Source organism: Streptomyces sp. NPDC012769, from assembly GCF_042901205.1.
Lineage (GTDB): Bacteria > Actinomycetota > Actinomycetes > Streptomycetales > Streptomycetaceae > Streptomyces.
On sequence record NZ_JBIBCP010000007.1, the window covers coordinates 150,035 to 164,872 of the forward strand.

Annotated in this window: 13 protein-coding genes; 3 read left to right on the plus strand and 10 right to left on the minus strand. The window is 71.5% G+C overall.

Annotation, left to right across the window (positions count from 1 at the left end; genetic code table 11):
- Positions 1-29: 29 nt before the first annotated feature.
- From ACFY7C_RS31870 to pgsA, 8 genes are all read right to left on the minus strand, one after another.
- Positions 30-782 carry a YebC/PmpR family DNA-binding transcriptional regulator gene (locus tag ACFY7C_RS31870; RefSeq protein ID WP_389657332.1) on the minus strand — a complete coding sequence of 251 codons (753 nt, stop codon included), beginning with the start codon at positions 780-782 and terminating at the stop codon, positions 30-32.
- A 62-nt stretch (positions 783-844) separates the two neighbouring features.
- Positions 845-1,432 (minus strand): pyridoxal 5'-phosphate synthase glutaminase subunit PdxT, encoded by a 588-nt coding sequence (gene pdxT / locus ACFY7C_RS31875; RefSeq protein WP_389657335.1) that lies wholly within the window; start codon positions 1,430-1,432, stop codon positions 845-847.
- Positions 1,432-2,355 carry a pyridoxal 5'-phosphate synthase lyase subunit PdxS gene (pdxS, locus tag ACFY7C_RS31880; RefSeq protein ID WP_389657337.1) on the minus strand — a complete coding sequence of 308 codons (924 nt, stop codon included), beginning with the start codon at positions 2,353-2,355 and terminating at the stop codon, positions 1,432-1,434. Before pdxS ends, pdxT begins: the two co-directional genes overlap by 1 nt.
- Positions 2,356-2,480: 125 nt before the next feature.
- On the minus strand, positions 2,481-3,023 hold the full coding sequence (locus ACFY7C_RS31885) for a hypothetical protein (RefSeq protein ID WP_389657340.1): 543 nt from the start codon (positions 3,021-3,023) through the stop codon (positions 2,481-2,483).
- 11 nt (positions 3,024-3,034) lie between these two features.
- Positions 3,035-3,670, minus strand: a complete 636-nt coding sequence (locus ACFY7C_RS31890) for an MBL fold metallo-hydrolase (protein ID WP_389657343.1) — start codon at positions 3,668-3,670, stop codon at positions 3,035-3,037.
- 678 nt (positions 3,671-4,348) lie between these two features.
- Complete coding sequence (locus tag ACFY7C_RS31895; protein ID WP_389657346.1) at positions 4,349-5,506, minus strand: glycosyltransferase family 4 protein; 1,158 nt, start codon at positions 5,504-5,506, stop codon at positions 4,349-4,351.
- The gene (locus ACFY7C_RS31900) at positions 5,503-6,429 is read right to left on the minus strand and encodes a phosphatidylinositol mannoside acyltransferase (protein ID WP_389657349.1); all 927 of its coding nucleotides are present in this window, start codon (positions 6,427-6,429) and stop codon (positions 5,503-5,505) included. Before ACFY7C_RS31900 ends, ACFY7C_RS31895 begins: the two co-directional genes overlap by 4 nt.
- Entirely contained in the window at positions 6,426-7,085 is a 660-nt protein-coding gene (gene pgsA, locus ACFY7C_RS31905) for a phosphatidylinositol phosphate synthase (protein ID WP_389657352.1), read from the minus strand. Before pgsA ends, ACFY7C_RS31900 begins: the two co-directional genes overlap by 4 nt.
- 279 nt (positions 7,086-7,364) lie before the next feature.
- On the opposite strand from pgsA, the gene ACFY7C_RS31910 reads away from it, so the two are divergent.
- The gene (locus ACFY7C_RS31910) at positions 7,365-9,572 is read left to right on the plus strand and encodes an elongation factor G-like protein EF-G2 (protein ID WP_389657355.1); all 2,208 of its coding nucleotides are present in this window, start codon (positions 7,365-7,367) and stop codon (positions 9,570-9,572) included.
- A gap of 206 nt (positions 9,573-9,778) precedes the next feature.
- Positions 9,779-11,437, plus strand: coding sequence for a hypothetical protein (locus ACFY7C_RS31915; protein ID WP_389657358.1), 1,659 nt, complete (start codon positions 9,779-9,781; stop codon positions 11,435-11,437).
- Between the two features lie 25 nt (positions 11,438-11,462).
- On the opposite strand, the gene ACFY7C_RS31920 is transcribed toward ACFY7C_RS31915, so the two are convergent.
- The gene (locus ACFY7C_RS31920; protein ID WP_389657361.1) at positions 11,463-12,026 is read right to left on the minus strand and encodes an HIT family protein; all 564 of its coding nucleotides are present in this window, start codon (positions 12,024-12,026) and stop codon (positions 11,463-11,465) included.
- A gap of 65 nt (positions 12,027-12,091) precedes the next feature.
- Between ACFY7C_RS31920 and ACFY7C_RS31925 the strand changes: the two genes are divergently transcribed.
- Positions 12,092-12,769, plus strand: a complete 678-nt coding sequence (locus ACFY7C_RS31925) for a potassium channel family protein (RefSeq protein ID WP_389657364.1) — start codon at positions 12,092-12,094, stop codon at positions 12,767-12,769.
- A gap of 42 nt (positions 12,770-12,811) precedes the next feature.
- Here ACFY7C_RS31925 and thrS read toward each other — a convergent pair whose 3' ends face one another.
- Positions 12,812-14,788 carry a threonine--tRNA ligase gene (gene thrS, locus ACFY7C_RS31930; protein WP_389657367.1) on the minus strand — a complete coding sequence of 659 codons (1,977 nt, stop codon included), beginning with the start codon at positions 14,786-14,788 and terminating at the stop codon, positions 12,812-12,814.
- Positions 14,789-14,838: the final 50 nt, after the last annotated feature.

The window sequence follows — 14,838 nt, forward strand, 5'->3', positions numbered from 1 at the left end:
CGTCGGCCCGCTGGTGGAAAGCACCGGGATCAGGCGTCGACCTTCGCCATGACCTCGTCGCTGACGTCGAAGTTGGCGAAGACGTTCTGCACGTCGTCGCTGTCCTCGAGCGCGTCGATCAGCTTGAACATCTTGCGGGCGCCCTCTTCGTCGAGCTCGACCTGCATGGTCGGGACGAAGCTGGAGTCGGCCGAGTCGTAGTCGATGCCGGCCGCCTGGAGCGCGGTGCGGACCGCGACCAGGTCGGTGGCCTCGCTGATGACCTCGAAGCTCTCGCCGAGGTCGTTGACCTCCTCGGCACCGGCCTCGAGCACGACCTCCAGGACGTCGTCCTCGGACAGCTCGCCCTTGGGCAGCACGACGACGCCCTTGCGGTTGAACAGGTACGAGACGGAGCCCGGGTCGGCCATCGAGCCGCCGTTGCGGGTCATGGCGACGCGCACGTCGGAGGCGGCGCGGTTGCGGTTGTCGGTGAGGCACTCGATGAGCACCGCGACACCGTTCGGGCCGTAACCCTCGTACATGATCGTCGCGTAGTCCACGCCGCCGGCCTCGAGGCCGCCGCCGCGCTTGACCGCGGAGTCGATGTTCTTGTTGGGCACCGAGCTCTTCTTGGCCTTCTGGATGGCGTCGAAGAGGGTCGGGTTACCGTCCGGGTCGGCACCGCCGGTGCGGGCCGCGACCTCGATGTTCTTGATCAGCTTCGCGAAGAGCTTGCCGCGCTTGGCGTCGATCACGGCCTTCTTGTGCTTCGTCGTAGCCCATTTAGAGTGGCCGGACATCTGCCTGTCTCCTTCGCGTAACCAATTTCCCTACGAACCCCAGAGATCCTACCGGGATCCTCTCACCGCTCCGCGCGCACCATGTCCACGAACAGTGCGTGGATCCGGTGGTCGCCGGTGAGTTCGGGATGGAACGAGGTCGCGAGGGCCTTGCCCTGCCGTACGGCGACGATGTGCCCGTCGTGCTCGGCGAGCACCTCCGTCTCGGCGCCGACCGACTCCACCCACGGGGCGCGGATGAAGACGCCCTCGACGGGAGAGTCGATCCCGGCCACGGTCACACCGGCCTCGAAGGACTCGTTCTGCCGCCCGAAGGCGTTGCGGCGCACGATCATGTCGATGCCGCCGAAGGTCTCCTGGCCCGAGCGCGGGTCGAGGATCTTGTCGGCGAGCATGATCAGGCCGGCGCAGGTGCCGTACACGGGCATGCCGCCCGCGATGCGCTCGCGCAGCGGCTCCATCAGGCCGAAGAGGACGGCCAGCTTGGAGATGGTGGTGGACTCGCCACCGGGGATGACGAGGCCGTCGACCTCGGCGAGCTCTTCGGGGCGCCGGACCGGCCTGGCCACGGCATCGGCCGCGGCCAGGGCGATCAGGTGCTCCCGTACGTCGCCCTGGAGAGCCAGGACACCGATCACGGGAGTGGTCATTACCAGCCCCGGTTGGCGTAGCGCTCGGCCTCGGGCAGGGTGTCGCAGTTGATGCCGACCATGGCCTCGCCCAGGTTGCGGGAGGCGTCCGCGATGATCTTCGGGTCGTCGTAGAAGGTGGTGGCCTTCACGATGGCGGCGGCGCGCTTGGCCGGGTCGCCCGACTTGAAGATGCCGGAGCCGACGAAGACGCCCTCGGCGCCGAGCTGGCGCATCAGGGCGGCGTCGGCCGGGGTGGCCACGCCACCGGCGGAGAACAGCACGACCGGCAGCTTGCCGAGCTCGGCGACCTCCTTGACGAGCTCGTACGGGGCGCGCAGCTCCTTGGCGGCGGCGTACAGCTCGTTGTTGTCGAAGCCGCGCAGCTTGGCGATCTCGTTCTTGATCTGGCGCAGGTGGCGGACGGCCTCGACGACGTTGCCGGTGCCGGCCTCGCCCTTGGAGCGGATCATGGCCGCGCCCTCGGCGATGCGGCGCAGGGCCTCGCCCAGGTTGGTGGCGCCACAGACGAAGGGGGTGGTGAAGGCCCACTTGTCGGAGTGGTTGACCTCGTCGGCCGGGGTGAGGACCTCGGACTCGTCGATGTAGTCGACGCCGAGGGACTGCAGGACCTGGGCCTCGACGAAGTGGCCGATGCGGGACTTGGCCATGACCGGGATGGAGACGGCCTCGATGATCTCTTCGATCATGTTCGGGTCGGACATGCGGGCGACGCCGCCGTCCTTGCGGATGTCGGCGGGAACCCGCTCCAGGGCCATGACGGCCACGGCGCCGGCGTCCTCGGCGATCTTCGCCTGCTCGGCGTTGACCACGTCCATGATCACGCCGCCCTTGAGCTGCTCGGCCATGCCGCGCTTGACGCGGGAGGTGCCGATCGCCGAGGACTCAGCGGACTGGGGGGTGGTGGAAGGCGTGGTGGACACGGGGTACCTCACTCGTGACAACGGGGTTGACGACAAGAGTGAGGAAACAGGCCACGTGCGGTCCACATCAAGGGCCAATGTGCAGCGGGTGGCTCGTTTTCGCAGGTTACGAAGGTGGATAGGGGTCAGGTGGGGCGATCCGCAAGGGCTACGGGCGGTTCGTCATCCATTTCGAAGGCGAGCGGAAACGGAGCGTGCCCGGCCAGGCGGAACCAGCGCACCTTGCGGTGCCGACGCAGCGCCCGTGCGGCGCGGACGGCGTCGTTGTGGAACCGGCGCGCCATCGGCACCCGCCGGACCGCCGCGGCGAGCTCGCCCGCGGCCTCCTCGCCGCCGGGCGCCTCCCGCACCAGCTCGACCTGCTCGGGCTCGCCGAAGACCGCCCGCAGCGCCTGGCTGAGCTCGCTCTCGGCGACCTCACGGTGGTCCTCCTCGGCCTGCCGGGCCGCGTGCGCCGCCTCGTACAGCACGATCGACGCGGCCGGATCCAGCACCCCCGAGGTGGCCAGTTCCTGGGCGACCGAGGCCCGTCGCAGCAGCTGCGCGTCCAGCGCGGCCCGGGCCGCGTCGATCCGCGTGTGCAGCCGGTCGAGCCGGCCGGCGGTCCAGCTCAGGTAGACGCCGACGAGGATCAGCGCGACGACGGTCCAGATCAGGGTTTCGGTCACGGGCGCACAGGCTACCGGGGCAGCGGCAGCGTCCCTTCCCACACCTCGTGGTCATGGGCGAACAGCACCCGCACCCGCCGCCCGGCCGCGAGCTCGCCGATCCGCCCGAGCCAGGAGCGGTACGGGGTGCCGAACTCGTGCGCGAAGTCGTACGCCTGCCCGGCGAGCAGGGTCACGCGGTCGCCGTGGTCGAGGACGAGCGACTGGTGCCCGTCGGTGTGGCCGGGCGTGGGGACGACGCGCACGCCGGGCGCGATCTCGTGCTCGCCGTCGAGCTCCACGTACCGGACGCCGGGGAGCAGCGCGTCGATGGTGTAGTCCCCGGCGAGGGCGGTGGCGAGCTCGGTGCGCTGGACGAGGACGGGGGTGCGGGGGAACCGCTGGTTGCCGCCGATGTGGTCGAAGTGCAGATGGCAGTTCACGACGAGGTCGACGTCGTCCGGCCCGACGGCGAGCGGCCTGCGCACGGGCCGGTAGTGCGCGTCGGCCTCCGGCGAGCCCTCCCCCAGCCCCGTGTCGAACACGAGGGCGCCGCCCTCGTACCGCACGAGATATCCGAGGGCGGGCTCGCGGCGGTCGTGGGGCCCGCCCCACTCCGCGGCGGGCCGGGTGAAGTGGCCGAGGTCGAGCGTCTCGATCGAGATCATGCCCCCACCCTGCCCGCCGGCGGCCCGCTCCACGACCGCCTCCGCCGAGAGCGTACGGGCGGGGGCCGTCGCCGCGTCCGTTGTGGACTGCGCCCCCCGGGCGCGGCGCCCGTCCGCCGTCGCCGCCCCCCGTTGTGGGCATTCGTTCCGCCGGAGCGGTGCCCACCCGTCTCCCGGCGCGGCGCGCCGGGGAGTGGGCCGCGCCACGCTGGGGCGTTGCCCCCTCCCACCCCCGTTGTGGGCATTCGTTCCTCCCCCAGACTTCGTCCGGGGGTGCCCCCAGGCGGAACGGGTGGGCACAACGGAACGGCGCCCCTTGCCGGGCCTAGGCTCCCGGTTCCTTGACCCGCACCACGAGCGCGCCGTACTCGTGGTGCGGGCAGGTGCAGGTGCGGAACGCGCCCGCAAGGGGCGCCGTCCCGTGTGCCCACCCGTCCCTCCCCCTAGGGCTTCGCCCTGGGGGGACCCCCAAGCGGGACGAAGGCCCACACGGGGCGGGGGCGGCGGCCCGCAGGGGCGCGGGGCGGCGGGCCGCGCCGGCCACAGGCGGGCCGCACGCGCGCGCGGCAATGGCTCGCACAGGGGCGCGGGCGCCGGCCCGAGCCGGCTGCGGGCCGCGCGGGCGCCGGGCCGTACGGGGCGCGGGCGCCCGGCCCGCACAGGCAGCGGCCCCTCCCCCTACAAGCCCAGACGCGCCCGCAAGCCCCCCGTCACGCGTTCGTCCGTCGCCACCGAGGCCGCGCCGTCCGTCACCGTCTCGTAGACCGCGAGGATGTCCGCGCCGACCGTCGACCAGTCGAAGCGCCGGACGTGGGCCGAGCCCCGGTCGCGCAGCTCGTCGCGGCGGGTCTCGTCGCCGAGGAGGCGGATCGCCCGGTCGGCGAGGTCGTCGGCGTCCTCGTTGGTGAAGAGCTCGCCGGCCGCGCCCTGGTCGAGGACCTGGGCGAAGGCGTCGAGGTCGGCGGCGAGCACGGGGGCGCCGGCGGACAGGGCCTCGACGAGGATGATGCCGAAGCTCTCGCCGCCGGTGTTGGGCGCCACGTACACGTCGACGCTGCGCAGCAGCCGCGCCTTGTCCTCGTCGCTGACCATGCCGAGGAACTCGACCCGCGACCGCATCTCGCGCGGCAGCGAGGCGACGGCCTCCTCCTCGTCGCCGCGCCCGGCGACGAGCAGCCGGGTCTCGGGCCGCTCCGTGAGGATCTTCGGCAGCGCCCTCATCAGGACCGGCAGGCCCTTGCGCGGCTCGTCGATGCGTCCGATGAAGCCGAGCGTGCCCCCCTGCCACTCCTTCTTGGGCTCGGCCCGGGCGAAGAAGTCGACGTCGACGCCGTTGGGGATGACGACCGCGTCGCCGCCGAGGTGCTCGACGAGCGTCCGCCGGGCGTACTCGCTGACCGCGATCCGCGCGCTGATCTTCTCCAGGGCAGGCTGGAGGATCGGGTACGCGGCGATCATCGCCCGCGAGCGCGGGTTGGAGGTGTGGAAGGTGGCCACGAGGGGCCCGGTCGCCGCCCAGCAGGTCAGCAGCCCGAGCGACGGCGAGGTCGGCTCGTGGATGTGGACGACGTCGAAGGTGCCGTCGTGCAGCCAGCGCCGGACCCGCGCCGCCGAGAGGAAGCCGAAGTTGAGCCGGGCCACCGAGCCGTTGTACGGCACGGGCACGGCGCGCCCGGCGGACACGACGTACGGCGGGAGCGGGGTCTCGTCGTCGGCGGGAGCCAGGACGGAGACGTGGTGACCGAGCCGGATCAGGTGCTCGGCGAGGTCGCGGATGTGGAACTGGACGCCGCCCGGCACGTCCCAGGAGTACGGGCAGACGATGCCGATCCTCAAGGCCGCCGCTCCCCCTCGCCGGTCCCGCGCTCCTCCAGGTCCGCGAGCCACAGCCGCTGCAGCATGTGCCAGTCCTCCGGGTGGTCGGCGATGCCCCCGGCGAAGACGTCGGCGAGGGCCTGCGTCATCGAGGACGTCTTCTCGGCGCGGGTGCCTGACTCCGGAACCTCCACGGGGGCGTGGACCTGCCCCCGCATGACGTCGCTGTCGTCGTACCAGAGCGTCACGGGCAGCAGCAGCGCGCCGGTCTGCTGGGCGAGTATCGCGGGCCCGGCCGGCATCCGCGCCGTCTCGCCGAAGAAGGAGACCTCCACCCCGGACGCGGACAGGTCGCGGTCGGCGACCAGGCACACCAGGCCGCCGGCCCGCAGCCGCCGCGCGAGGGTGCCGAAGGCGGCGCCGCCGGTGTGCGGCAGCACCTCCATGCCCAGCGACTCGCGGTAGGCGACGAACCGGTCGTACAGCGTCTCCGGCTTGAGGCGTTCGGCGACCGTGGTGAACGGCACGCCGAGCGCGCGGGTGACCCAGACGCCGGCGAGGTCCCAGTTGGCCATGTGCGGCAGGGCGATGATCACGCCGCGGTCGGAGGCCAGGCCCTCCTTGAGGTGGTGGACGTCCTTGGGGTCGAAGCTGGCGGTGGCCCGCTCCTTGCTCCAGGTGGGCAGCCGGAAGGACTCCATCCAGTAGCGCATGTACGAGCGCATACCGGCCTTCGACAGCTCGGCGAGGCGCTCGGGCGACGCGTCGGGGACGACCCGCGCCAGGTTGGACTCCAGGCGCAGGACGCTCTTGCCGCGCCGCTTCCACGCCGTGTCGGCGATCCGCCGGCCGAGGCCCCGGGCCACCGGCTCGGGGAGTTTCTTGACGGTGGCCCAGCCCAGGCCGTACAGGCCGTCGCTCAGCTTGTCCTTGAGCCCGCTCACGATGTCGCCTCGCTCCCCCGGGAGGCGGCGTCCGCCTCCGCCGACTCCCTGCGTACGGTCACGACCCGCTGTCCCAGGGTCACGGCCGAGCCGGTCGCCACGATCCACAGGGCGATGGGCAGCAGCACCTGGACGCCGGGCACGCCGAAGCCGTGCAGTCCGGCGAGACCGGCCGCCACCAGCGAGATCACGAGCCGCTCGGCCCGTTCGACGAGTCCGTTGACCGCGACCGGCAGGCCGATCGATTCGCCTCGCGCCTTGGTGTACGACACGACCTGGCCGCTGGCCAGGCAGAAGATCGCGACGGCGCACAGGACGTTGTCGTCGCCCCGGCCCGCGTACCAGAGGGCGAATCCGCCGAAGATCGCCCCGTCGGCGACCCGGTCGAGGGTCGAGTCGAGGAAGGCGCCCCAGCGGCTGGAGATGCCCGCCTGCCGGGCCATGTTGCCGTCGACGAGGTCCGAGAAGACGAACAGCGTGATGACGATCGTGCCCCAGAAGAACTCCCCGCGGGGGAAGAAGACCAGGGCGCCGGCGACCACTCCGGCGGTGCCGACGAGCGTGACCGCGTCGGGGCTGACGCCCCGGCGGAGCAGAAACGCGGCGAACGGTGTGAGGACACGCGTGAAAAACGCACGCGCGTACTTGTTCAGCATGGCCTTCCCGAGGTTCGGTGGGCCGCGCGGCCCCTACGACCACCGGCTCACCCATCGTAGCCACGCGGGCCCCCGCCGCAGCGGCGGCACCCGCGGACGGCCCCGGGGCGGCCCGCGCCCGTACGACGTATGGACGCACCATGACGTCGGTGCAAAGCTCGAAGGACAACCGCGGGCGCCGCCGGAGCCGCACGCGACGGGCGGCCGAACGCCGTCGGGTGCTGCCACTCCCCCGCGCCCGCGCCCCGCCTCACCGTACGAGCAGTCGGGAGGAACATCATGGGCGACAAGGCGAACACCCACTCCGGGGCCGCCGGCAGGGCTCCAACGGCCGACCAGCCCTCGGCCGTACGGAACGTGGTGCTGGTCGGCCACAGCGGATCGGGCAAGACGACCCTCGTCGAGGCCCTGGCGCAGACCGCGGGCGCGGTGAACCGCGCCGGGCGCGTCGAGGACGGCGGCACGGTCTCCGACTACGACGAGATCGAACACCGCCAGCAGCGTTCCGTACAGCTCTCCCTCGTCCCGGTGGAGTGGGGCGGGTGCAAGATCAATCTGTTGGACACCCCGGGATACGCCGACTTCGTCGGGGAGCTGAGGGCCGGTCTGCGCGCGGCGGACGCGGCCCTCTTCGTCGTCTCGGCGGCGCAGGAGGCCGACGCGGTCGTCGGCTCGACCCGCGCGGTGTGGGAGGAGTGCGCCGCGGTCGGCATGCCCCGCGCCATCGTCGTCACCCACCTCGACACGGCCCGCACCGACTACACCCGCCTGACCGAGGTCCTCGCCTCGCTGTTCGGCGGTGACGACCCCGACGCCGTGCTCCCGCTGTACCTGCCGGTGCGCGGCGCCGAGGGCGCCGACGGGCACGCGGCCGTCACCGGCCTGGTCGGGCTGCTCACGGAGCGGATCTTCGACTACTCGACGGGCGTACGGCGGGAGGACCCGCCCGACGAGACGCAGAAGCCGCTGATCGCCGAGGCGAGGGCCCGGCTGATCGAGGGGATCATCGCCGAGAGCGAGGACGAGACCCTCATGGACCGCTATCTCGGCGGCGAGGACATCGACCTCAAGTCCCTGATCGACGACCTGGAGAAGGCGGTCGCGCGCGGCACCTTCCATCCGGTGCTCGCCGCCGCCCCCGCCGCCGACGGCGGGAAGCAGGGCCTCGGCACGGTCGAGCTGCTCGAGTTGATCACCGGTGGTTTCCCCACCCCGCTGGAGCGGGAGGCTCCGGCCGTCACCACCCTGGAGGGCGCGCCGCGTCCGGCGCTGACCTGCGATCCGGACGGGCCGCTGGTCGCCGAGGTCGTGAAGACCTCCTCGGACCCCTATGTGGGGCGGATCTCGCTGGTGCGGGTCTTCTCCGGCACCCTGCGGCCCGACGAGACCGTCCATGTGTCCGGCCACGGGCTCGCCGACCGGGGGCACGAGGACCATGACGTCGACGAGCGGGTCGGCGCCCTCACCTCTCCGTTCGGCAAACAGCAGCGCACGCTCGCCCACTGCGTGGCGGGCGACCTCGCCTGTGTCGGCAAGCTGGCGCGGGCGGAGACCGGCGACACCCTGTCGGCGAAGGACGCCCCGCTCCTGATGGAGCCGTGGTCGATGCCCGAGCCGCTGCTGCCGCTGGCGATCGAGGCGCACAGCAAGGCCGACGAGGACCGGCTCTCGCAGGGGCTGGCCCGGCTGGTCGCCGAGGACCCGACGATGCGCCTGGAGCAGAACCAGGACACCCACCAGGTCGTCCTGTGGTGCCTCGGCGAGGCGCACGCCGACGTGGCCCTGGAGCGGCTGCGCGGCCGGTACGGCGTCCAGGTCGACACCGTGCCGCACAAGGTGGCGCTGCGCGAGACCTTCGGCGGCCCCTCGTCGGGGCGCGGCCGGCACGTGAAGCAGTCGGGCGGGCACGGCCAGTACGCGATCTGCGAGATCGACGTGGAACCGCTGCCGCCGGGCAGCGGCGTCGAGTTCGTCGACAAGGTGGTCGGCGGGGCCGTCCCGCGCCAGTTCATCCCGTCCGTCGAGAAGGGCGTCCGCGCGCAGGCGGCGAAGGGGGTGGCGGCGGGCCATCCGCTGGTCGACATCCGGGTCACCCTGCGGGACGGCAAGGCGCACTCGGTGGACTCCTCCGACGCCGCCTTCCAGACGGCGGGCGCCCTCGCCCTGCGGGAGGCGGCGGCCGAGGCGCAGATCCATCTCCTGGAACCGGTCGCCGAGGTGCAGGTGCTCGTCCCCGACGACTACGTGGGCCCGGTGATGAGCGACCTGTCGGGCCGCCGCGGGCGCGTGGTCGGCACCGATCAGGCGGGGCCGGGCCGGACGGTGGTGCGGGCGGAGGTGCCGGAGATCGAGATCGGGCGGTACGCGATCGACCTGCGGTCCGTCTCGCACGGAACGGGCAGCTTCGACCGTACGTACGCACGGCACGAGGCGATGCCGCCGCATCTGGCCGACCGGGTCCGCGAGGAGACGCGAAAGGCTTCGTGAGCCGGTTCGTAAGCCGGTCCGAGAGCCGGTTCCTGACACCGTGACAGGCAGATGCCGCCCGCCGACCCCACTGCGGCGGGCGGCATTCGGCCGTGCTCCCGTGCTCCGGTGACGCATCCGGTGCCGCCCGGTTACGCTGTGGTGCCCAGCTCAGAAGGTGTGCGGGGCGCGGCAGTTGGGAACAGCCCGCACAGGGAACCGTGGCGATGGGGGCGGCAGTGACGATCGGCAGTTTCGGACCCGGGGCGCAGATTCCCCTGCAGGGCTCGGACGCGCAGACGGCGGCGACCGCCGCCCTCGCCTCCGTCGCGTATCGCGACAGCCCGGTCGAGGAGATCCTCAAGGCCGACAACGACCTGCACAAGTCGACACTCAAGCCGGGCAGATGGCAGAAGCTGTTCCGGCCCGACCTCGGCGAGGCGTTCTCCCGCGCCGTCCAGGTCCGGATGCTCGGCGGCGCGCGCAAGCCGCTGATCCAGTCCTTCGGCGCCGACCCCCAGCCCGTGGTGGAGCACTGCCTGGCGGCCACCGGCCTGCGCAAGCAGCGTGACGTGAAACTGACGCTGGTGACCCTGGTCTTCGGCGTGCTGTTCCTGCCGGGCCTGCTGCTCTGGCTCGGGGTGATCCAGCTCCGCCGGCTGGCCGCGGGCTCCGAGAACAAGCGCACCAGCGCCATCGGCACGGCCCTGATGCTCGCGGCCGGCTTCATCGCCCTGCTGTTCCTGCTCAAGCTGCCCTTCGACGGCGTGCTGCCGAACTATCTGCGCGCCATGATCGTGGCACCGGTGGTCGGCTGGTTCCTGGCCCGCCGGATCTGCGAGAGCACCGCCCAGGACCTGCGGGAGCGCTGGACGGCGCTGCTCAGCGGAGGCGGGATCGGCGCCGCCATCCCCCAGGCCGTACCGAAGGACCCCACCGAGAAGACGGCCGAGGAGCTGCGCCTCAACCTGCAGAAGCTGACGGCCGAGCAGCAGTCCAACGTCGTCTTCTACGCCGGCCCCAAGGGAATACTGGGCATGGGCACGCGCTGGGGCAGCTGGACCCTCGCGGAGGAACTGGTCCCGCGCGCGGGCAAGGAGATCCATGACTTCCGCGCCTGGGACGTCGTCCGCCAGATCCACACCGAGCTGACGCTGCTCGAACGCGGCTCCCTGAAGACCGGCTTCCCCAAGCCGACGGTCAAGCACTGGATCGTCTCGCCGATCGGCGAGGGCGCCGACGAGGTCGCCCGCCCCGAGGGCGAGAACATCGTCGCCTTCCAGGTGAAGCCCCACGAGATACAGCGCATCTGCAACGACCAGCAGTTCGGCGCCGGCAACCGCCACTATCTGGGCGTCCAGTTCACGCTGTGGGACGGCCAGCTGGTCCTCACGATGATGGTGACGGTCACCTCGCTCCACCACACGCTGCGCGTCGAGGTCACCGGCCATGCCCTCGGCCCGGTGCACTCGCTCTTCACGACGAAGCCGGCGGCGAAGACGAAGGAGGTCTCCAAGACCGTCAGGTTCTGGGAGACCAAGGAGATCAAGCTGCCGCTGACGGACACGGACGACGTGGTGCGCCAGGCCGTGCGCGCCCCGCTCACCTGGTTCCCGCCGGTCCTGGACTTCCTCGGCGGCAAGCTGGTCCTGCCCGAGCCCTTCGGCCTTCGCCACCCCTGGGCGAGCCCGCCGTGGAAGAACCGCTTCATGGCCGACGACGCGATCCGCGCGGCCACGCCGGTGCTGCGCGCGGTCCACGCCGCGACCATCAGGGTGCTGGACGATCACAACGTGGACACCGAGCGCTTCAGCAACCGCTCGCTGGTCCTCAGCGGCGGCGTCCAGGACGCCGGCCCGAAGAAGGCCGACGTCTACGACGCCTAGGGGCTGCCCTTCGGGCGGGTCCGGGTCAGATGCCGGCCGGCCAGGCGTCGGCCAGCATCCGCCGGGTGTCGGCGAGCAGCTGCGGCAGCACCTTGGTGTGGCCGACCACCGGCATGAAGTTCGTGTCCCCGCCCCAGCGCGGCACGATGTGCTGGTGCAGATGGGCCGCGATCCCGGCCCCCGCCACCGTGCCCTGGTTCATGCCGATGTTGAAGCCGTGCGCGCCCGAGGCCGCCCGCAGCGCGACCATGGCCCGCTTGGTGAACTCGGCGAGCTCCTCGGTCTCGGCGGCGTCGAGGTCCGTGTAGTCGGCGACGTGGCGGTAGGGCACCACCATCAGGTGGCCGCCGTTGTAGGGGTACAGGTTCAGCACCGCGTACACGCTCGTGCCGCGCGCGATCACCAGACCGTCCTCGTCCGACTTCGACGGGATCGTGCAGAAGGGACAGCCGTCCTCGGCACCCGGCCCGGTCGGCTTGTTCTCGCCCTGGATGTACGCCATCCGGTGAGGCGTCCACAGGCGCTGGAACGCGTCCTGCGTCCCCACTCCGATCTGCTGTTCCGGCTCAGTCGTCATGCTGTGCAGCATATGGCTTCGCCCGTTCGGATCGTGTCGCCGGGGCAGCGGATCCCCGCGGGGGCCATCCTGATCCGATGAGCGAGCGAGCGGCGTCGCAGGAGCGCTGGGAAGCACGGACGGAGACACCGCTCGCGGTGGCGTCCCTGGTGTATCTCGGCGGGTACACGGTCCGGGTGCTGGCCCGCGACCTCTCCTCGGGCCTGCAGGACCTGTGCCTCGCGATCACCTGCGCCGCCTGGGCGCTCTTCGCCGTGGACTACGCGGTACGGCTGCGGCTCAGCGGCCTCGGGCCGCTGCGGTTCCCGCGTCGGCATCCACTCGACACCGTCGTCCTCGTCCTGCCGCTGCTGCGTCCCCTGCGGATGATCACGGTGTACGACCGGGTGCAGCGCCGCCGTGACAGGGCGCGGCTGACCCTCTACGCCCGGGTGATGGCCTACGCCGGTCTGACGGTCACGCTGCTGGGGTTCGCGGGGGCGCTGGCGGTCTACCACCACGAGTACGGGGCACCCGGCGCCACGATCCGCACCTTCGGTGACGCGGTCTGGTGGACCTGCGCGACGCTGGCGACGGTCGGCTACGGGGACGTGGCCCCGGTGACCCCGGTCGGGCGGCTGGTCGCCGTGGCGCTCATGGCCTGCGGGCTCGCGCTGCTCGGCGCGGTGACCGGCTCGTTCTCGTCCTGGCTGATCCAGCGCTTCGACCGCGGGAACGAGAGGAGGCCCCCGGGGGATTCCCCGGGGGCCTCCTGAGACCGTCGGACCGGCTTACGGCGTGGGCCGTACGACGGGCCGTCAGACCTGGACGCGGTCCTCGACGATCTTGGCGATCTTGGCGATGGCCTCGTCGACCGGGACGCCGTTCTCCTGCGAACCGTCGCGGTAGCGGAAGGAGACGGCACCGTTGGCCATGTCCTCGTCACCGGCGATGATCATGAACGGGACCTTCTGCTTCTGGGCGTTGCGGATCTTCTTCTGCATCCGGTCCGAGGAGGCGTCGACCTCCACCCGAAGCCCCTGCTTCTTCGCCTTGGCGGCGAACTCCTGGAGGTACTCCACGTGCGCGTCGCCGATCGGGATGCCGGTCGCCTGCACCGGGGCCAGCCAGGCCGGGAACGCACCCGCGTAGTGCTCGAGGAGCACCGCGAAGAAGCGCTCGATCGAGCCGAACAGCGCGCGGTGGATCATGACCGGGCGCTGCTTGGTGCCGTCCGGCGCGGTGTACTCCAGGTCGAAGCGCTCCGGCAGGTTGAAGTCGAGCTGCACGGTCGACATCTGCCAGGTGCGGCCGATGGCGTCACGGGCCTGCACGGAGATCTTCGGGCCGTAGAACGCGGCGCCGCCCGGGTCGGGGGTCAGGGGCAGGCCCTGCTTCTCGGCGACCTGCTGGAGGACCGCGGTGGCCTCCTCCCACACCTCGTCGGAGCCGACGTACTTCTCCGGGTCCTTGGTCGACAGCTCCAGGTAGAAGTCGGTCAGACCGTAGTCGCGCAGCAGGTTGAGGACGAAGGTGAGCGTCTTGTCGAGCTCGTCCGCCATCTGCTCGCGGGTGCAGTAGATGTGGGCGTCGTCCTGGGTGAAGCCGCGGGCCCGGGTCAGACCGTGGACGACGCCGGACTTCTCGTACCGGTACACGGTGCCGAACTCGAACAGGCGCAGCGGCAGCTCACGGTAGGAGCGCCCGCGCGCGTCGAAGATCAGGTTGTGCATCGGGCAGTTCATGGGCTTGAGGTAGTAGTCCACGCCCTCGTCGAGCTGCATGGGCGGGTACATGCCCTCGGCGTACCAGTCGAGGTGGCCGGACTTCTCGAACAGCTTGCCCTTGGTGGCGTGCGGCGAGTAGACGAACTCGTAGCCCTCCTCCTCGTGCCGGCGGCGCGAGTAGTCCTCCATCACCCGGCGGATGATGCCGCCCTTGGGGTGGAAGACGGCGAGACCGGAACCGATCTCGTCCGGGATGGAGAAGAGGTCGAGCTCGTTGCCGAGCTTGCGGTGGTCGCGCTTCTCGGCCTCGGCGAGGAAGTCGAGGTGGGCCTTCAGCTCGTCCTTCGACGGCCACGCGGTGCCGTAGATGCGCTGGAGCATCGGGTTCTTCTCGCTGCCGCGCCAGTAGGCGGCGGCGTTGCGCATCAGCTTGAACGCGGGGATGTTGCGGGTGGTGGGCAGGTGGGGACCGCGGCAGAGGTCCTTCCAGCACAGCTCGCCGGTCTTCGCGTCCAGGTTGTCGTAGATGGTCAGCTCGCCGCCGCCCACCTCGACGTTCGCGCCGTCGTCGGTCGACGCGGCGCCCTTGATGCCGATGAGCTCCAGCTTGTACGGCTCGGAGCTGAGCTCCTCGCGGGCCTCCTCGTCGGAGACGACGCGGCGGGAGAAGCGCTGGCCGCGCTTCTGGATCTCCTGCATCTTCTTCTCGATGGCCTTGAGATCCTCGGGCGTGAACGGCTTCTCCACGTCGAAGTCGTAGTAGAAGCCGTCCCGGACCGGCGGGCCGATGCCCAGCTTGGCCTCCGGGAACAGCTCCTGCACGGCCTGGGCCATCACGTGCGCGGTGGAGTGGCGCAGGATGTTCAGGCCGTCCTCGGAGGAGATCTCGACGCCCTCGACGACATCGCCCTCGGCGATCTCGTAGGACAGGTCCTTCAGCTCGCCCGCGACACGGGCGGCGATGACGGTGCGGTCGTCGGCGAACAGGGCGCCGGCCGTGGTGCCCGCGCTCACCGTCCTCTCCTCTGATCCCGAGGCGGACTGGACGGTCACACGGACTTCAGACACGGGTGCTCCATACATAGGGGCGCAGGCAGACACGAGGTGCCGGCGCCGGC